Here is an 18,130-nt window from a genome sequence, read left to right on the forward strand (position 1 = left end):
TCCATTTAATCTTTCTCGTGACGGATTAGCAAAACTGATGCTCGACCCCGCCCAACTCGCCGCCCTCGCCGCCGTGCATCGGCGCGGTTCCTTCGACCTTGCGGCGGCGGAACTGCATGTCACGCCCTCGGCCATCTCCCAACGCCTCAAGGCGCTGGAGGAACGCATCGGCACCCTCCTCATCCGGCGCGGCACGCCCTGCACCGCCACGGAAACCGGCCTGCGCCTGATCCGCCACCATGACGAGGTGGCGCTTCTGGAACGCGCGCTTTCCGCCGAACTGCCCGCGCTCGGCCAGCAACCCACCACCCTGCGCATCGCCGTCAATGCCGATAGCCTCGCCACATGGGTGATCCCCGCCCTCGCCGCGACGCCGGGCTTCCTTTACGACATCGTCATCGACGATCAGGACGTCTCGCAGGATTGGCTCCGCCGGGGCGAGGTGGCCGCCGCCGTCACCGCCCATCCCGGCCCGCTACAGGGCTGCGACACGCTCCCGCTCGGCGCGCTGCGCTATCGCGCCACGGCCTCACCTGCCTATTTCGAACATTGGATGCCCGGTGGACCCACGGCAGAGGCGCTTTCCCGCGCCCCCGCCCTGACCTTTTCCGACAAGGACCGCCTGCAACACCTTTGGGTCGACGCGCTCACCGGCGGGCTTGCCACCCGCGCGGGCTTTCCCAGTCACCGCCTCGCCTCATCACAGGGTTTCGTCGATGCCTGCCTCGCGGGCCTCGGCTGGGGGCTCAACCCCGAACCACTGGTCGCCGCCCATATCGCGGCGGGCCGCCTGATCGACCTCGCCCCCGATCACCCGCTCGACACGCCGCTGCACTGGCAATTCGCCCGCCTCACCGCGCCCGCGCTCGCCCCTTTGACCCGCGCCATGCAGACCGCCGCCCGCAGCGCCCTGCGTCAGACCTGACCCATCCGCCGCGCCAGCCGGAAGCACAGCATCACGATCAGCATCACCGCGATAAGCCCCGCCACATCCGCCGCCGTCGCCGTCAGCATCGCCTCGGTCATCTCCACCACGGTCCCGCCGCCAAAGGGCCCCACCGTCGCCCGCGGCACGTTCCCAAGGACCGAGGCGACAAGCCCCACCATGACGAAGCCGCGCCAATTCGCCATCCCGCCCTCGCCCCGAACATCCATCCCGCCCCAGCGGAACAGCGCGAATGTCACCGGCACCGACAGCACCTTCACCACCGTGATGAACACGATGGTCCCCGTCATCGCCTCACCCCCGACGATCCAGAAAACCGACAGCAGCGCCGCCGGAAGGATCAGGGGCAGCGCAAGCCAGCCATAGACCCACCCCAGCAGGATCATCACCCCGAAGGGCAGAAAGACCGAATGCATCCGCGGCGCGATCTGTTGCAGCCAAAGCTGGTTGATCTCGTGCAACCCGTGGCAGGTCACGAAGGCCAGAACCATCGCGCACGATGCCACCATGAAGTGAAGCAGGCCAAGGCGCATCCCGTGCAGCACTGTCATCTCTTCCTCCTCGCCGCGCCGCGCGGCCCGGTTTCCCGGCCCTCCTCAGCGCGGCCCGCGCTCCGTCATCACATAATGGCCCGCACGGGTCTCCGGCGCGTGGGCGATCAACCCGCGCTGGACAAGGCTCTTCAGCGCGCGGTGATAGGTCGCCTGCGGAATGGCCGCCGCCAGCGGATGGTTGCGAATGGCCTCCGACCGCGCCGCCTTGGGCGTGCCGGACGACACCTCGTTGATCGCATAAAGCACATCGCGCTCATTCGGCGACAACTCCACCAGCCCAAGCGACTTTTCCATGTCGAAAAGCAGCGCCCGCAACTGAGATACACTCTTGATGTTCAAAACCGATCCATCCCCTGCCGGCCTAACGGCCTGTGTTTTGCGCCGTTAATCTAACGTAACAATAGGGATTTCGGCAATATTCTTCGTTCGGGTGGTGGGTGGTACGAAACATGCAAGGAATTATTCGCAGTCGGTAATGAGTTGCCTCTTGACAGCAAGACCAGTGACAACAACTTTTACGTGTATTAACTTAATGCGTAACGCTTTTTTGGCTTCTCACAAATTCGTGCCCTCAAAGTGATCGTGCCAGTGCAACCCAGGTTTCCCGCAGGCCCCTCAAGACGCAGCAACGCCACAGGAAGATGAGCGGATTGTCCCACAACATCGGAATGGCCTCGTCAGGTAACATGACAACGCAGTCTCGCCCTCCGGAAACGACCCCGGCCCCACGTCAGGCGCAGATCGTGGTCTTCTGTCAGCGTCCCGGCCCGCTTGACCCCCTCCTCGACTGGCTCGCCGAAAAAGGGGCCAAGGTCGTGCATTTCCCGATGCGCCGCCTGCCGCTGGAATGGTTCGACAGCTATGGCGACAGCCACGACGTGGCGCTGGTCGATGCGGATTTCCTTGGCGACGAAGGTGCGATGATCGACTTCGGCATGCGCCTGCGCCGCTTCAGCCCCGGCATGCCCATCATCATGGCCACCAAGCGCGTCACCCAGTCGGACTATTCGACCGAACGCATGGCCATCTGCGACGTCACCCTGCGCATGCCCATCGCCCGTGGCGACCTGCTCGAGGCGCTCTCCATCGCGCTCGAAAACCACGCGCACTGGCTGGAATCGCGCCACGGCAGCCGCCGCTTGGAAACCGCGCCGCCGACCACGGTCTGACAGGCCGGATGCAAAAGGGCGGCCCGAAGACCGCCCCCGCAAGTCCATCGACGACCGGGCCTCAGCCCAGTTGCGCCGCGACGTCCTCGGGGATGTCGAAATTGTGCGTCACCGTCTGCACGTCATCATCCTCTTCCAGCATGTCGATCAACCGCATCAGCTTCTGCGCGGTTTCCAGATCGACCTCGGTCCGCGACTGCGGCCGCCAGACCAGCTTCGACTCGGTCGATTCCCCCAGCGCCTTCTCCAGCGCGTCGGAAACCTCCGACAGGCTCTCCACGCTGCAATAGATCCAGTGGCCTTCGTCATCGGACTCGACGTCGTCCGCCCCGGCATCCAGCGCGGCCATCATCACATCGTCGGCCGATCCGGCGCTCGCCGGATAGGAGATCTCCCCCACCCGGTCGAAGGAATGGCTGACCGATCCGGTCTGCCCAAGGTTCCCGCCGCATTTGGTGAAATAGGACCGCACGTTCGATGCGGTGCGGTTCAGGTTGTCCGTCATCGCCTCGACGATGATGGCGATGCCATTCACGCCATAGCCCTCATAGCGGATCTCGGTGTAATCCTCCGCATCCCCGCCTTGGCTCTTCTTGATCGCGCGTTCGATCACGTCCTTGGGCATGGACACGGCCTTCGCCGCCTTCACCGCCAGACGCAGACGTGGGTTCTTGTCGGGATCGGGGTCGCCCATCTTGGCGGCGACGGTGATCTCTTTCGCCAGCTTGGAAAACATCTTGGACCGCAGCTTGTCCTGCTTGCCCTTGCGATGCTGGATGTTCGCCCATTTGGAATGGCCTGCCATGACCCTTGCTCCGATATCCCTGCGGGGTGATGGCGTCCTATACACATGGCGGGCGGGGAACGGCAACCCCGCCCCGCAGCCCGCCCACCTGCCGGATCACTCCACTGGCGGGGGCGACACGAATTCCCACGTCCGCCCGTTCCCGGCGATCTCCACCTTGCCCATCGGCGGCACCACCCCCTCCGCGCCCAGCGCCCCGGCCAATTCGCTCCAGAACTGCCGCAGGAGGTTCGGCTTCTCCACCACCGTCACCCGGTAATCATATCCCGGCCCGCAAGGCTCCAACCGCCCCGCACCGCCCGCCGCCGCCCAATCCGCGCGGCACACCGTCCCGTCGCCCAGCGTCACCGTCAGCACCTCCGCCGACAGCCGCGCCGATTTCGGCACCGGCTCCTGCATCAGCGCCGCGCAGCCGCCAAGGGCCAGCATCGCCAAACCCAACCCAAAGACCAGACGCATCGCCCGCACTCCCTCAGAACGCTCAGAACGGCCAGAACACCGGGATCAGGGCCGAAGCCAGCAACCCCGTCAGGATGTTCAACGGTATCCCCACCCGCATGAAGTCCGCAAACCGGTATCCGCCCGGCCCGTAAACCATCATGTTCGTCTGATACCCCACCGGCGTCGCAAATGCCACCGAGGCCGAGAACATCACCGCCACCACGAACCCGCGCGGATCGACACCCAGCGATTGCGCCAACTCGATCACGATGGGCGTATAGATCACCGCCACCGCATTGTTCGACAGGAACTCGGTCAGGATCAGCCCAAGGAAATAGACGCAGAGGATCGTCACGAAGGGCGAAAGCCCCACCATGTAGGGCGCCACGGTCTCCACCATCAGGGTCACCGCGCCCGATTGCTCCAGCCCCTCGCCCACCGCCAGCATGGCGAAGATCATCGCCATCAACCGCCCGTCGACAAAGGAAAACGCCTCCTCCGCATCGACGCAGCGCGTGATCAGGATCACCGACACCGCCACCAGCCCCAGCGCGAGGATCGGCGCGACATCCAGCGCCGACAGCAGCACGATCCCCGCCAGCGCCGCCACCGCGATGGGGGCCTTGCTCCGCCGGAAGGCCTTGATCGACGGGCGGCTGATATCCACAAGATCCATGTCCGCCGCCAGCCGCTGGATATCCTCCACCGACCCCTCCAGCAGCAGCGTATCCCCCACCCGCACGATCAGGTCATCCAGTTGCCGCCCGATGTTCTGGTTCCGACGATGCGCCGCCAGCACATAGACGCCATAGCGCCGCCGCAGGCGCAACTCGCCCAGCCGCCGCCCCTCCATCCGGCAACCGGGGGAAATCAGCACCTCCACCGTCTCGGTCCGGGTCGAGGAAAGCTTGTCCACCAGATGCAGGTCCTTGCGCCCCTGCAGGCCCAGCAGCTCCGTCATCTCGGTCCGCAGCACCACGCGGTCGCCCGCCTGCAGAACCACGGGTGCCAGATCGCGCCGCAGCGACGCATCGCCCCGCAGCACGTCGATCAGGCGCACCCCGTCGCGCTTGAACAGGTCGATCTCCAGCACCGCCTGCCCGATCAGCGGGCTGTCCTCCGGGATGGCCACCTCTGTGAAATACTTCATCTTCCGCCGGTCGCTCAGCAGAACCCCCATGCTCTGCCGCACCGGAAGCAGCCTGTCCGACGTCAGCGCAAGGAAGATCCCCCCCGCCACCATCAAGATGAGGCCCAGAGGCGCGATCTCAAAGATACCGAAATGCTCCAACCCCGCCTGCGCCGCCACCCCATCGACCAGAAGGTTGGTCGACGTCCCGATCAGCGTGATCATCCCCCCCAGCACCGTGATATAGGACAGGGGGATCAGCAGTTTCGAAGGCGCCGTCCGCAACTTCACCGCCAATTGCATCACGACCGGGATCATCACCGCCACCAAGGGCGTGTTGTTCATGAAGGCCGAGGCAACGCCGATCACCCCGAACAGCACCACGATCGTCGTCTTGGGGCGCCCGCCCACATGCCGCTCGGCGGTGCGGATCACCGCCTCCACCGCCCCGGTCCGCACCAGCCCCCCCATCACCAGAAACATCAGGACGATGGTCCAAGGCGCCGGGTTCGACAGCACCGCGATCCCGTCCTTCACCGGCAGAAGCCCGGTCAACAGCATGGCGGTCGCCCCGCCCATCGCCGTCACCTCCACCGGATAGGTCTCGCGCACGAAGAGCGTGAACATCGCCACGAGTATGGCCAAGGCCACCCAAGGCTGCCACTCCGCCGCGATCTCCAATCCGAACATGCCCTACCCCGCACCCTGCCAGAACCGGCGCGCGGGGGGCCTTCAGGCGGCCCCGCCCCGCACCCCGCGCGGGCTGACCAATGCCACACCGGAGAGAAGCAAAACAAGCGCAAGCCACAGAGAAGGAGGAAATCTTTCCCCCAGAAGCAGCATCGCCCAGAAAATTCCCGCTCCGGTCACGATATAGGAACATTGTGAGGCGAACACCGCCCCCGCTCGGAACGCAAGCCAGACATAGGCCGAATACATCAGCGCATGTACGGCCGAGGATGCCACCAAAGCCGCCTCCGCCTGCCCGAAATCGGCGAAAGGATCGAACATCTGCCCCGTCCCCAAGGCCAGCGGCAAACAGCCCAGCAGCCCCACGACCGAGGCCCCGAACATCGCCTGCACCGGGTCCATCCCCGCCATGCCGTGCCGCGCGACATACAGCCCCTCCAGCGCATAGCAGAGCGGCCCCACCATCGCCAAAGGCAGAAAGGCCGCCATCCCCGCCTCCGCCAGCACCGCCCCCGGCGCGGCCAGCATCCCCACCGCCGCCAGCCCAAGGCACAGCCCCGCCAGCCTGGCCCAGGCAAACCGCTCCATGCCCAGGATCACGGCCACCGGAAAGGCGATCATCGGCACGGCCGAGATGATCATCGACATCACCCCCGACGGCAGCCGCGCCACCGACAGGTAGAAGGTCGCATTTGGGATCAAAGTCCCCAGCGCCGCCACGATCACATAGAACCGCAGGCTCGCCCGCGTCAGGACCATCCCTTTCCCGCGCGGCAGCGTCAGCGCCCCCAGCACGATCACGCAAACCACCAATTGCCAGAAGATCAGGCCGAAAGGCCCCCGCCCCTCTGCCACCGCCATCTTGCCCAAGGGCTGCGTCAGCCCCCAGCCCAGACCAAGGCACAGCAGGACGCCCACCTGAAACCAGCGCCGCCCCGTCACCGCACCCGTACCCGACGCGATGCTCAAGGCGCGCTCGCTTGCAACCGCCCGCCCAACCGCACGGGCACCACGCGCAGGGCCTTGCCCGTCCGGTCATCCGTCTCGACGAACACGCCCGACAGCGTGGCCTCCCCCTCCGCCGGCTCGAACCGCCCCTTCGCCATCCCGGTGACGAAGCGCCGCAACGGCTCCAGCTTCTCCATCCCGATCACGGAGTCATAATCCCCGCACATGCCCGCATCCGTAAGGTAAGCCGTGCCCCCCTTCAGGATCATCGCATCCGCCGTCGGCACATGGGTATGCGTGCCCACCACCAGCGACGCCTGCCCGTCGCACCAATGCCCCATGCCCATCTTCTCGCTCGTGGCTTCCGCATGCACGTCCACCACCGCCGCCTGCACCGCCGCGCCCAGCGCATGGGTCTTCAGAACCCCCTCGATCGCCGAAAACGGGTCATCGAAGGGCCGCTTCATGAAGACCTGCCCCAGAACCTGCGCCACCAGAACCTTGCGCCCCTGCGTCGCGGTGAACACCCGGAACCCCTTGCCCGGCGCCACCTTGGAAAAGTTGATGGGCCGGATGATGCGCGGCTCCGTCTCGATGAAGGTCAGCATCTCCTTCTGATCGAAGGCATGGTCACCCAGAGTGATGCAATCCGCGCCCGCCTGCAAAATCAGCCGCGCATGATCCGCCGTCAGCCCCGCGCCCGATGAGGCGTTCTCGCCGTTCACCACCACGAAATCGAGCGCCCATTCCGCCCGCAACCCCGGCAGCCGCGCGGCAATCGCCGCCCGTCCCGCCCGCCCCATCACATCGCCAAGGAAAAGGATCCGCATGACCCCGCCCTACGCCCTGTCATGCGAAACGGCAATCCCGTTCCCGACGGGGCGAAGTCGGGAAAGCGATGAACATGATCAAACCGTAGGGCGGGGTTAACCCCGCCACCCTCACCCCCACCCCATCCTATCAAGGACACCGCCTTGCCATTCCAAACCACCCAACCCCACCCCTAGCCCACAGAACCCCCGCACCCCCAAGATCCGCGATTTCCTGTGCACCGACGCACCCTTAACCATATATGCCCACCCAACTCTCTCCAGATTTGTATGCACACTTTGCGGTACAGAGTCCGGCACAACATCCGGCACAGCCATTTCCCGCCAACCCCCCGGAAACAAACACTTCCCCCACCCCTCAACCCGCCCTACCTTCCCCCCATGCACCTCCCCGCCCCCCTCACCGACTGGCTCACGGAAAAAGGCTGGACCCTCCACCCCCACCAACAACAAATGCTGGCCCGCGCCGGCAACCCCGCCACACTCCTCATCGCCCCCACGGGCGGCGGCAAGACCCTCGCAGGCTTCCTCCCCACCCTCGCCGAACTCGGCCAAACCCCGCCCCCCGGCCTCCACACCCTCTACATCTCCCCCCTCAAGGCCCTCACCGCCGACATCCGCCGCAACCTCCGCACCCCCGTCGAAGGCGCGGGCCTTCCCATCCGGATCGAGGACCGCACCGGCGACACCTCCTACACCCAGCGCCGCCGCCAGCGCGCCGACCCGCCGCACATCCTCCTCACCACCCCCGAAAGCCTCGCCCTCCTCCTCTCCTACGAGGACGCCCCCAAAATCTTCCAATCCCTCCAACGGGTTGTGATCGACGAACTCCACGCGCTGGCCGAATCCAAACGCGGCGACCAGCTCATGCTCCTCCTCTCCCGCCTCGAAACCCTCTCCCCCAACCTCCGCCGCGTCGGCCTCTCCGCCACCGTCGAAGACCCGCCCGCACTCGCCCGCTACCTCTCCCCCACCAGCTGCGACATCCTGCAGGCCGACCCCGGCCCCGACCCCGACATCGCCATGCTGGAAACCGAAACGCCCCCCCCGTGGTCGGGGGGCGGAGGCCGCTACGCCATGCGCGCCATCCTCGACGAAGTCCGCCGCCACCGCACGACCCTCATCTTCCACAACACCCGCGCGCAGGCGGAACTCTTCTTTCACGACCTCTGGCTACAGAACGACGAAGGCCTGCCCATCGGCATCCACCACGGCTCCCTCGCCCGCGAACAGCGCGAACGGGTGGAGGCCGCGATGACCGAAGGCAAGCTCCGCGCGGTCGTCTGCACGGGCTCCCTCGACCTCGGGATCGACTGGGGCGACGTGGACCTCGTCATCCAGGTCGGCGCGCCAAAGAACGTGAAACGCCTCGTGCAAAGGATCGGTCGTGCCAACCACCGCTACAACGCCCCGTCCAAGGCCCTCATCCTCCCCGCCAACCGGTTCGAGGTGGTGGAATGCCGCGCCGCCCTCGACGCCGTCCGCGATCACACTCTGGACGGCGAACCGCGCGGCCCCGGCCCCCGCGACGTGCTCTGCCAGCACATCCTCCTGACCGCCGCCTCCGGCCCTTTCGACGCTAACGATTTATTCAAAGAGGTTAAGCGCACGGGTCCCTACACGACCCTCACAAGACCCGAATTCGACGCCTGCCTCGACTTCTGCGCCACCGGCGGCTACGCGCTCCGCGCCTATGACAAGTGGCAGAGACTATTGGAAAAAAACGGCAAATGGCAGCTCCGCGACCCCCGCACCGCCGCCGTGATCCGCCAGAACCTCGGCACCATCATCGACACCGAAACCCTCAAGGTCCGCCTCCGCAACCGCCTCGGCGGCACCCCCTTGGGCGAAGTCGAAGAAGGCTTCGCCTCCACCCTCACCCCCGGCGACACCTTCCTCATCGGGGGCGAAATCGTCCGCTACGAAGGCCTGCGCGAGATGACCGTCGAAGTCACCCGCCAACCCGGCCGCGACCCAAGGTCGCCACCTTCAACGGCACCAAATTCGCCACCTCCACCCTGCTCACCCAGCGGATTCTCGAGATCTTCCAACAGGATAGCTGGCCCGACCTCCCCGCCCACACCGCCCAGTGGCTCGCCCTGCAACGCGACGTCTCCCGCCTGCCAAGCCCTGACCGCCTGCTCGTCGAATCCTTCCCCCACGATGGCCGCGAACACCTCTGCATCTACGGCTTCGCAGGCCGCAACGCGATGCAGACCCTCGCCCTTCTGGTCACGAAAGTCATGGAAGACCAAGGCCTTGCCCCCTTGGGCTTCACCGCCACCGACTACGCGACCCTGATCTGGGGCCTCGACCCCGTCACCGACGCCGTCCCCCTCTTCGACCTTGGCAAACTCCGCGAAGGGCTTGAAACCTGGCTCGGCGGCAATACCGTGATGAAACGCACCTTCCGCGCCACCGCCATCATCGCGGGCCTCATCGAACGCAGCCATCAGGGCCGCCGGAAAACAGGCCGTCAGGCCACCTTCTCCTCCGACATCCTCTACGACACACTGCGGAAATACGACCCCGACCACCTGCTTCTGCAAGTCACGCGGGAAGAGGCCGAACGCGGCCTCGTCGACTTCTCGCGCATCGAAGACATGCTCGTCCGCGTCGAAAACCGCATCGACCTGATCCGCCTCCCCCGCGTGACACCCCTCGCCGCGCCCCTCTTCCTCGAACCGGGCCGCATCCCGATCCACGGCACGGGCCGCGAACGCATGGTCGAAGAGGCGGCGCATAGGCTAATGCAGGAAGCAGGCCTCGCCTGACACTTGCAACGCCTTGCACGCCAAGGCAAAACCGCCCCATGCACCACGCCTTCACCCTTGCCGGCGAAACCCTCCACGCCCTCCCCTCCGGCGCGCTTTACTGGCCCGCGCAATCGCTCCTCTGCGTCTCCGACCTGCATTTCGGCAAATCCGAACGCCTCGCCCGTCGCGGCGGCGCGCTGCTCCCGCCCTATGAAACAAGGGCCACGCTGGAAAAACTCGAAGCCGACATCGACCGCACCGCCCCCGCACAAGTCATCTGCCTCGGCGACAGCTTCGACGACCTCGCCGCCGCCGACGGTCTGGAAGAGGCCGCCCGCCTCCGCCTCGCCCGCCTCATGGCAGGCCGCGACTGGACATGGATCGAAGGCAACCACGACGCAGGCCCGGTCGAGATCGGCGGCACCCACCGCGCCACCCTGACGCTGGGCCCCCTCACCTTCCGCCACATCGCCGACCCACGGAAAAGCGCCGAAATATCAGGTCACTACCACCCCAAAACCCGCCTCAAAGGCACCGCCCGCCCCTGCTTCCTCTTGGACACCCACCGCCTGATCCTGCCCGCCTACGGCACCTATACGGGCGGTCTGCACACCAACGACGCCGCCCTGCAAGGCCTCATGCAAAAGGGCGCGCTGGCGATCCTGACCGGCCCCCGCGCCCTTCCCATTCCCCTGTAGGGCGGGGTTCACCCCGCCGCCCGCCAAAACAAAAAGCGCCCCGCAACCGGGGCGCCGTAGGACGGGGTTCACCCCACCAACCACTGGAAAAGGCGGGGTAAAACCCCGCCCTACACGGTCACGCCGTCAACCCCTCCGGCTCCGCCAGACCATTCGCCCGGCAGCAGGCCGTCAGCGTATTGGCCAACAGACAGGCAATCGTCATCGGCCCCACACCCCCCGGCACCGGGGTAATCGCCCCCGCCACCGCAGCGGCGCTCTCGTAATCCACGTCGCCGACCAGCTTCGCCTTCCCGTCCCGCTCGATCCGGTTGATGCCCACGTCGATCACCGTCGCCCCCGGCTTCACCATGTCGCCCGTGATCATCTCCGGCCGCCCCACGGCAGCGACAAGGATATCCGCCCGCCGACACACCTCCGCCAGATCCTTGGTCCGCGAATGCGCAATCGTCACCGTGCAGCTATCGCCCAGCAGCAGCTGCGCCATGGGTTTCCCCACGATGTTCGACCGCCCCACGACCACCGCATTCAACCCCGCCAGCTTGCCATGATGATCCCGCAGCATCATCAGGCAGCCCAGCGGCGTGCAGGGCACCATCGACTTCTGCCCCGTCCCCAGCAGCCCGACGTTGGAGATGTGGAACCCGTCCACATCCTTGGCCGGATCAATCCGGTTGATCACCAGTTCCGAATTCAGATGCCCCGGCAACGGCAGTTGCACCAGAATCCCATGCACCGCAGGATCGGCGTTCAGCTTGTCGATCAGCGCCAGCAGTTCCGCTTCGCCCGTCTCCGCCGGCAGGCGATGCTCAAAACTCTCCATCCCCACCTCGATGGTGGAGGCGTGCTTGTTGCGCACATAGACCTTGCTCGCAGGATCCTCGCCCACCAGCACCACGGCCAGCCCCGGCGTGATGCCGTTCTGCTCTTTCAGCCGCGCCACATGCGCAGCCACCCGCGCCCGCACATCGGCCGCGAAGGCCTTTCCGTCGATCACCTTGGCAACCATGCTTTCCCGTCCTGTCCTTGCGGCGGAACGGGCGGGCCCTGCCTCACCCTTTCCGCAGATGGTCTTCCTCGCGCTCGATCGACCAGTCGATCAGCTTGCGCCACAGCTTTTCCAGCTTGTCCGGCGGCAACCCGTGGGCCGCCGCATGACGCCGCACATTGGCCACGACCTGCTCGACCCGATCCTCGATCCGCGCGGGCAGGCCGACCTCTTCCTTGATCTGCGCCGCCCGGTCGATATAGGCGGTCCGTTCCGCGAACAGTGCCACCAATTCCTCGTCCAGCCGGTCGATCTCGGCCCGGATATCGGCCATCGTCGTGCAGTCTTCGGGCCTTTTCATCGCGTCTCGTCCCCTCTCAGGTTGACCCCCATGTAAGGGGCCGAACCTGAAAGGGCAACGCGACAGATCAGATCAGAACAGCCCCTCGACATGGCCCTGATCGTTCAGGCGGATCACCTCGGCCGACGGCACCTTGGGCAGACCCGGCATCGTCATGATCTCACCGCAGATCGCGACGATGAAACCGGCACCCGCCGAAAGGCGTACTTCCCGCACCGGAACGGTATGGCCTGTGGGCGCACCGCGCACCGACGGATCGGTGGTGAAGGAATACTGCGTCTTGGCCACGCAGATCGGCAGATGACCATAGCCCGCCGCTTCCCATGCCTTCAGCTGGTCGCGGATCGACTTGTCGGCAATCACCTCATCGGCGTGGTAGATCCGCTTGGCAATCGTCTCCAGCTTCTGGAAGAGCGGCATTTCATCCGGGTAGAGCGGCGCGAAATTCGCGGCCCCCGACTCGGCCAGCGACACGACCTTCTTCGCCAGATCCTCGATCCCGGCCGAACCCTGCGCCCAGTGCTTGCACAGGATCGCTTCCGCGCCCTGCTCGGCCACATAGGCCTTCACGGCGGCGATTTCCGCATCCGTGTCGCTGTAGAAGTGGTTGATCGCTACGACCACCGGCACGCCGAAGGATTTCACATTGGCGATGTGGCGGCCAAGGTTCGGGCAGCCCTTCTTGACCGCATCGACATTCTCGGTCCCGAGGTCGGCCTTCGCCACGCCCCCGTTCATCTTCATCGCGCGCACGGTCGCCACGATCACCGCTGCCGAAGGCTTCAGCCCGGCCTTGCGGCACTTGATGTCGAAGAACTTCTCGGCACCCAGATCGGCACCGAAGCCCGCTTCGGTCACGACATATTCACCCAGCTTCAGCGCCGTCTTGGTGGCAATGACCGAGTTGCAGCCGTGGGCGATGTTCGCGAACGGCCCGCCATGCACGAAGGCCGGGTTGTTTTCCAGCGTCTGCACGAGGTTCGGCTGCATCGCATCCTTCAGCAGCACGGTCATCGCGCCATCGGCCTTGATATCGCGGCAGTAGATCGGCTTCTTGTCGCGGGTATAGGCGACGACGATGTCACCCAAACGCTTCTGCAGGTCATCCAGATCATTCGACAGGCAGAGGATCGCCATGACTTCCGACGCCACGGTGATGTCAAAACCCGTCTGGCGCGGGAACCCGTTCGCAACCCCACCCAGAGACACGACCATGTCGCGCAGCGCGCGGTCGTTCATGTCCATCACCCGACGCCACGCAACACGACGCTCGTCGATATCCAGGCTGTTGCCCCAGTAGATATGGTTGTCGATCATCGCCGACAGCAGATTGTGCGCGCTGGTGATCGCGTGGAAGTCGCCGGTGAAGTGAAGGTTCATCTCCTCCATCGGCACGACCTGCGCGTAACCGCCGCCCGCAGCGCCCCCCTTCATCCCGAAGTTGGGCCCAAGCGACGCTTCACGGATGCAGATGACTGCCTTCTTGCCGATGCGGTTCAGGCCATCGCCCAGACCCACGGTTGTCGTCGTCTTGCCTTCGCCCGCCGGGGTGGGGTTGATCGCGGTCACGAGGATCAGCTTGCCGTCCTTCTTGTCGGCGAGGCTCTTGATGAACTCCTGGCTCACCTTCGCCTTGTCATGGCCATAGGGCAGCAGATGCTCCGACGGGATGCCCAGCTTCGCACCGATCTCCATGATCGGCTTCTTCTTCGCTTCGCGCGCAATTTCGATGTCGGTTTTGAATGCCATATCCCAGCTCCCGTTGCGGGGTTCTTTCCCCGTTAGGAACCTGATACCGACATGATTGCCGGTTGCGAGTGGCTTTTCCGACCTTTTCGGCCCCAGATTCGCCAGTGTGGGTTTCCTATCGGAAATAATCGAACACTCGCGGGAAACTTCGCTCCGGAACCCGTCTTTTTCCGACACGCGCTATCCGCGCCGCGCGGCCTCCAGATGCGCCCAGACCGGCTGATCCGGGATGTGCAGGCGGATGACCTCGCCGATCTGGAATGTCCCCTCACGCTCCACCCATGCGACGATCCCCCGCCGCCCCTGCGCCGCCGCCTTGAATTTCGCGCCCAGACCGGGATGCCGCGCCTCGATGGGTTTCGCGGGCAACTGACAGGGACGGTTCTCCAGATCGACCACCAGCGTCGCACCGCCCTCGCCCTGCAAGCGGCTGGAGGGCGGAAGGTGGCTGAAATCCGGGATCCCCTCCACCACCATCGTCGCGCCGACCAGAGCGGGGTCCAGCCGCTCCACGCCCATCTTCGCGGCAATGGTGGCCAGATCCTCTGCCGCCAGCACCGAGAACTGCCGTGTGTTTCGGATCGTCGTGCCCTTTGGATACTGCGCCACCACACGGCTGCAGGATGGCCGCGTAAGGCCCCCATGCGCCTCGCCCTCGGGACCTGCGAAACCAACGGTCATCCGTTCCACCGCCTCGGCCTCCAGCGCCGCGTCGCGGTCGCGCACAAGGCCAAGCCAGACGATGCGGCCCAGGTATTCAGTCGGTTTCAGAACAGGCATCCCACCTCCCGCAACGAAAAGCCCCGGAGCGATCAGCCCCGGGGTCCATTTCTTACACCGACTGCGCCGGTCACACCACCGGCTCTGGCTCCGGCCCCGCCTTCGGGGTCTTGGGCTTCGTCTTCGGGATCGCCGCGATGGAAGTCGTTCCACCGCCAGAGGCCGGCTTGTCCCCGTCGTCGTCACCACCCAACGCCTCGCCCGCGATGACCTTGCGGATCTCGTCACCCGTCAGCGTCTCGTATTCGAGCAGGCCCTTCGCCAGCCGCTCGAAATCCTCGGCCTTCTCGATCAGGATGCGACGGGCGGTCTCATACCCCTCGTCGATCAGCTTCTTCACCTCGTCCTCGATCAGCTCCTTCGTATGGGCCGAAACCGAGAAACCGGCGGTGTTCCCCTGATACCCCTCATGCGCCTCGGCATAGTCGATATTGCCGACCTTGTCCGACATGCCCCAGCGCATCACCATCGCGCGGGCCAGCGAAGACGCCTGCTGGATATCCCCCGCAGGGCCGGAGGAAACCCCCTCCTCGCCATACTTGATGATCTCCGCAGCCTTCCCCGCCATCGTCATGGCGATCTTCTGCTTGCCCTCGTCCTTGTGCATGTTCAGCCGGTCCATCTCGGGCAGCGAAACCACCATCCCCAGCGCACCACCGCGCGGGATGATCGTGGCCTTATACACAGGGTCGCACTTCGGCATGTTCAGCCCGACGATGGCGTGACCTGCCTCGTGATAGGCCGTCTTCTCCTTCTGGTCGGGCGTCAGCACCATGGACCGGCGCTCGGCCCCCATCATCACCTTGTCCTTCGCGTTCTCGAAGTCCTCCATCGTGACGAACCGCCGCCCCACGCGCGCCGCCATCAGCGCCGCCTCGTTGACAAGGTTCATCAGATCGGCACCCGAAAAGCCCGGAGTCCCCCGCGCGATCGTCCGCAGGTCCACATCCGGCCCCAGAGGCACCTTGCGCGCATGCACGCCAAGGATCTTCTCGCGGCCCTTGATGTCGGGGTTCGGCACATGGATCTGGCGGTCGAAACGACCTGGACGCAGCAGCGCGGGGTCCAGAACGTCCTTGCGGTTGGTCGCGGCGACGATGATCACGCCCTCGTTCGCCTCGAACCCGTCCATCTCCACCAGCAACTGGTTCAACGTCTGCTCGCGCTCGTCATTCCCGCCGCCGATGCCTACGCCACGCGCACGGCCCACCGCGTCGATCTCGTCGATGAAGACGATGCAGGGCGCGTTCTTCTTCGCCTGCTCGAACATGTCGCGCACACGGGATGCACCCACACCCACGAACATCTCCACGAAGTCGGAGCCGGAGATGGTGAAGAAAGGCACCCCCGCCTCACCCGCAATGGCCCGCGCCAGCAGCGTCTTACCAGTCCCCGGAGGACCGACCAGCAGCGCGCCCTTCGGAATCTTGCCGCCAAGACGGCTGAACTTCTGCGGGTTCCGCAGGAATTCCACGATCTCCTCAAGCTCTTCCTTGGCCTCGTCGATCCCCGCCACGTCATCGAATGTCACGCGCCCATGCTTCTCGGTCAGCAACTTCGCCCGCGATTTGCCAAAGCCCATCGCGCCACCGCGACCGCCGCCCTGCATCCGGTTCATGAAGAAGATCCAGACCCCGATCAGCACGAGGAAGGGCAGCCAGATGCCCAGCACCGATAGGAAACCCGACTGCTCCTGTGCCTCGGCCTTAACCTCGACGCCCTTGGCGATCAGGCGATCCGTCAGGACCTCGCCATCCGGCTTGATCGTCACGTATTGCGACCCGTCCCGCGCACGGACCAGAACCCGCTCGCCATCCAGCGTGACGCTCTGCACCTCGCCGCTGTCGACGCGGGCGATGAATTCCGAATAGGACAGCGTCCGGGACGATCCCGTCGTCTGGTTGCCGCTGAACAGGTTGAACAGGGCCAGGATCAGAAGGAACAGAACGACCCAGAATGCGATGTTTCGTGCGTTGCCCACGAAGTGTCTCCTCATACCGCCGCATGGCCGGAAACCAGCCCGCGACCCTTGCCCCCTAAGATAGAGATAAACCCCCCGGGTTCAATGCGATAAAGGTGCCGCAGCCAACGGGCCCTTCGGCGGATCGCATTCTGCCCGCCAACCTGCCCCGAACCCTGCCAGAGGGGCAGCGACCAGATGCTCCCCTGCCCATACGGCAGGACTTGCCAACAGCGTCGGGCGCGGAACGGTGACGCCGCGCCGATCAGGGAGTTGTCGGATACCCTGCTCCCCCAGCGCGCGCAGGACCAATCCGTGGTCATCCGGCCCGAAAACCCGCCATCGCCCATCCCATACCTCACCCGGCGCGGCCCTAATCCCCGTCACCGCCCGCAATTCGCGCGTGATCCGCATCCGCCCCCGCACATGGCTGCTACGGCACCCCGCAAGGGTCACGGCGCGCCCCGCCAGTGCCGCCTCGACGAAGCGCTCTTGTTCCGCACGCCTTGGGCCATATTCCGCCGAGGCCACCCAGGTCAGGGCCGCGACCAGCAAACGGCGCTGCAGTTCGAAGGGCAGCGCCGCCAGCCCCGCGACGTCGAAAAGGACATCCCCGCCATCGATCCGCGCGATCCGCGCCGCGGCCTCACCTGCCGCCTCATCCAATGCCTCGCGCAATTCCGTCATCCGCAAGGCGACCGCCGCCAGCCGCGCGGCATCGACCCCCACGTCAGCCAGCCCCGCCATCGCCCGCCGCATGCGCACCCGCTCGAACCGTGCATCCTCGTTTGACGGGTCATCCGCCCACGGAATACCCCGGTCCAGCAGCCAGCGACGCAGGGCCGCGCGTGGCACCTTCAGCAACGGGCGCACGAAGGTCACGCCTCCCACCTCGCGCCGCGCGGCCATAGCTGCAAGCCCGTCGACACCCGCATCCCGCGCAAGGCGCATCAGGAAGGTCTCTGCCACGTCATCCTGCGTATGGCCCAGCGCAACGGTTCCGATCCCGCGCGCCCGTGCCCAATCGGCGAGGAGCTTGATCCGCCCCCGCCGCGCGGCATCCTGCAGATTGCCCCGTCCGTCATACCGCCAATGCAGGATGTCATGCGGAACGCCCAGCAAAGCGCACATTCGCGCCACGGCCTGCGCCTCTGCCGCCGCTTCTGGCCGCAATCCGTGATCGACGGTCGCGACCGCGACCTTGCAGCCTGCCTCCGCCACCAGATGCAGAAGGGCAACCGAGTCGCCGCCCCCCGATACAGCCAGCCCGAGCGGCAAGTTCCGCAGGGGGCCGATCCCCTCGCGGAACAGGCTTTCCACTGTCCG

At 65.7% G+C, this 18,130-nt stretch carries 16 protein-coding genes and 1 pseudogene; 4 read left to right on the top strand and 13 right to left on the bottom strand.

The features are described from left to right. The first annotated feature begins 34 nt into the window (after positions 1-34). Positions 35-925, top strand: a complete 891-nt coding sequence (locus tag TabM4_RS14500) for a LysR family transcriptional regulator ArgP (RefSeq protein WP_434622091.1) — start codon at positions 35-37, stop codon at positions 923-925. Here the strand turns inward: TabM4_RS14500 and TabM4_RS14505 are convergent. Further along, positions 916-1,497, bottom strand: a complete 582-nt coding sequence (locus TabM4_RS14505) for a hypothetical protein (RefSeq protein WP_434613763.1) — start codon at positions 1,495-1,497, stop codon at positions 916-918. The two genes, TabM4_RS14500 and TabM4_RS14505, sit on opposite strands and share 10 nt — an antisense overlap. Before the next feature lie 45 nt (positions 1,498-1,542). Next, entirely contained in the window at positions 1,543-1,839 is a 297-nt protein-coding gene (locus TabM4_RS14510; protein ID WP_434613766.1) for a hypothetical protein, read from the bottom strand. Positions 1,840-2,186: 347 nt separating this feature from the next. On the opposite strand from TabM4_RS14510, the gene TabM4_RS14515 reads away from it, so the two are divergent. Further along, positions 2,187-2,669, top strand: a complete 483-nt coding sequence (locus TabM4_RS14515) for a hypothetical protein (RefSeq protein WP_434613768.1) — start codon at positions 2,187-2,189, stop codon at positions 2,667-2,669. 61 nt (positions 2,670-2,730) lie between these two features. On the opposite strand, the gene TabM4_RS14520 is transcribed toward TabM4_RS14515, so the two are convergent. The 5 genes from TabM4_RS14520 to TabM4_RS14540 form a co-directional block, all read right to left on the bottom strand. Next, on the bottom strand, positions 2,731-3,474 hold the full coding sequence (locus TabM4_RS14520) for a YebC/PmpR family DNA-binding transcriptional regulator (protein WP_434613771.1): 744 nt from the start codon (positions 3,472-3,474) through the stop codon (positions 2,731-2,733). A 96-nt stretch (positions 3,475-3,570) separates the two neighbouring features. Beyond that, positions 3,571-3,933: a hypothetical protein gene (locus TabM4_RS14525; protein ID WP_434613774.1), complete on the bottom strand. Its 363-nt coding sequence runs from the start codon at positions 3,931-3,933 to the stop codon at positions 3,571-3,573. A 22-nt stretch (positions 3,934-3,955) separates the two neighbouring features. Next, positions 3,956-5,734 carry an SLC13 family permease gene (locus tag TabM4_RS14530; RefSeq protein ID WP_434613777.1) on the bottom strand — a complete coding sequence of 593 codons (1,779 nt, stop codon included), beginning with the start codon at positions 5,732-5,734 and terminating at the stop codon, positions 3,956-3,958. A 42-nt stretch (positions 5,735-5,776) separates the two neighbouring features. Continuing rightward, the gene (locus TabM4_RS14535; protein ID WP_434613780.1) at positions 5,777-6,703 is read right to left on the bottom strand and encodes a DMT family transporter; all 927 of its coding nucleotides are present in this window, start codon (positions 6,701-6,703) and stop codon (positions 5,777-5,779) included. Next, on the bottom strand, positions 6,700-7,512 hold the full coding sequence (locus tag TabM4_RS14540) for a TIGR00282 family metallophosphoesterase (RefSeq protein ID WP_434613783.1): 813 nt from the start codon (positions 7,510-7,512) through the stop codon (positions 6,700-6,702). The genes TabM4_RS14535 and TabM4_RS14540 overlap by 4 nt, the downstream gene beginning before the upstream one ends. A 381-nt stretch (positions 7,513-7,893) precedes the next feature. Here TabM4_RS14540 and TabM4_RS14545 point away from each other — a divergent pair. Next, positions 7,894-10,286, top strand: a pseudogene (locus tag TabM4_RS14545) (ligase-associated DNA damage response DEXH box helicase). Between the two features lie 38 nt (positions 10,287-10,324). Continuing rightward, on the top strand, positions 10,325-10,966 hold the full coding sequence (gene pdeM / locus TabM4_RS14550) for a ligase-associated DNA damage response endonuclease PdeM (RefSeq protein WP_434613786.1): 642 nt from the start codon (positions 10,325-10,327) through the stop codon (positions 10,964-10,966). A 118-nt stretch (positions 10,967-11,084) separates the two neighbouring features. On the opposite strand, the gene folD is transcribed toward pdeM, so the two are convergent. The 6 genes from folD to tilS form a co-directional block, all read right to left on the bottom strand. Further along, positions 11,085-11,975, bottom strand: a complete 891-nt coding sequence (gene folD, locus TabM4_RS14555) for a bifunctional methylenetetrahydrofolate dehydrogenase/methenyltetrahydrofolate cyclohydrolase FolD (protein WP_434613788.1) — start codon at positions 11,973-11,975, stop codon at positions 11,085-11,087. 43 nt (positions 11,976-12,018) lie between these two features. After that, the gene (locus TabM4_RS14560; protein ID WP_434613790.1) at positions 12,019-12,315 is read right to left on the bottom strand and encodes a chorismate mutase; all 297 of its coding nucleotides are present in this window, start codon (positions 12,313-12,315) and stop codon (positions 12,019-12,021) included. Between the two features lie 72 nt (positions 12,316-12,387). Further along, positions 12,388-14,064, bottom strand: a complete 1,677-nt coding sequence (locus TabM4_RS14565; RefSeq protein WP_434613792.1) for a formate--tetrahydrofolate ligase — start codon at positions 14,062-14,064, stop codon at positions 12,388-12,390. Positions 14,065-14,244: 180 nt separating this feature from the next. Next, entirely contained in the window at positions 14,245-14,844 is a 600-nt protein-coding gene (locus tag TabM4_RS14570; RefSeq protein ID WP_434613795.1) for an MOSC domain-containing protein, read from the bottom strand. 70 nt (positions 14,845-14,914) lie between these two features. Continuing rightward, entirely contained in the window at positions 14,915-16,825 is a 1,911-nt protein-coding gene (gene ftsH / locus TabM4_RS14575; RefSeq protein WP_434613798.1) for an ATP-dependent zinc metalloprotease FtsH, read from the bottom strand. A gap of 81 nt (positions 16,826-16,906) precedes the next feature. Next, a complete protein-coding gene (tilS, locus tag TabM4_RS14580) occupies positions 16,907-18,124 on the bottom strand; it encodes a tRNA lysidine(34) synthetase TilS (RefSeq protein ID WP_434613801.1) in 1,218 nt (405 codons plus the stop codon). Between the last annotated feature and the right edge of the window lie 6 nt (positions 18,125-18,130).

The sequence above is a fragment of the Tabrizicola sp. M-4 genome (genome assembly GCF_051132405.1).
Classification (GTDB): domain Bacteria; phylum Pseudomonadota; class Alphaproteobacteria; order Rhodobacterales; family Rhodobacteraceae; genus Paragemmobacter.

Excerpts from the sequence above, each read along its gene's own strand:
- TabM4_RS14530 (WP_434613777.1), bottom strand. The coding sequence starts at position 5,734 with ATGTTCGGATTGGAGATCGCGGCGGAGTGGCAGCCTTGGGTGGCCTTG.
- TabM4_RS14520 (WP_434613771.1), bottom strand. The coding sequence starts at position 3,474 with ATGGCAGGCCATTCCAAATGGGCGAACATCCAGCATCGCAAGGGCAAG.
- TabM4_RS14505 (WP_434613763.1), bottom strand. The coding sequence starts at position 1,497 with ATGACAGTGCTGCACGGGATGCGCCTTGGCCTGCTTCACTTCATGGTG.
- TabM4_RS14570 (WP_434613795.1), bottom strand. The coding sequence starts at position 14,844 with ATGCCTGTTCTGAAACCGACTGAATACCTGGGCCGCATCGTCTGGCTT.
- pdeM (WP_434613786.1), top strand. The coding sequence starts at position 10,325 with ATGCACCACGCCTTCACCCTTGCCGGCGAAACCCTCCACGCCCTCCCC.
- TabM4_RS14515 (WP_434613768.1), top strand. The coding sequence starts at position 2,187 with ATGACAACGCAGTCTCGCCCTCCGGAAACGACCCCGGCCCCACGTCAG.
- TabM4_RS14540 (WP_434613783.1), bottom strand. The coding sequence starts at position 7,512 with ATGCGGATCCTTTTCCTTGGCGATGTGATGGGGCGGGCGGGACGGGCG.
- TabM4_RS14565 (WP_434613792.1), bottom strand. The coding sequence starts at position 14,064 with ATGGCATTCAAAACCGACATCGAAATTGCGCGCGAAGCGAAGAAGAAG.
- folD (WP_434613788.1), bottom strand. The coding sequence starts at position 11,975 with ATGGTTGCCAAGGTGATCGACGGAAAGGCCTTCGCGGCCGATGTGCGG.
- TabM4_RS14560 (WP_434613790.1), bottom strand. The coding sequence starts at position 12,315 with ATGAAAAGGCCCGAAGACTGCACGACGATGGCCGATATCCGGGCCGAG.
- TabM4_RS14525 (WP_434613774.1), bottom strand. The coding sequence starts at position 3,933 with ATGCGTCTGGTCTTTGGGTTGGGTTTGGCGATGCTGGCCCTTGGCGGC.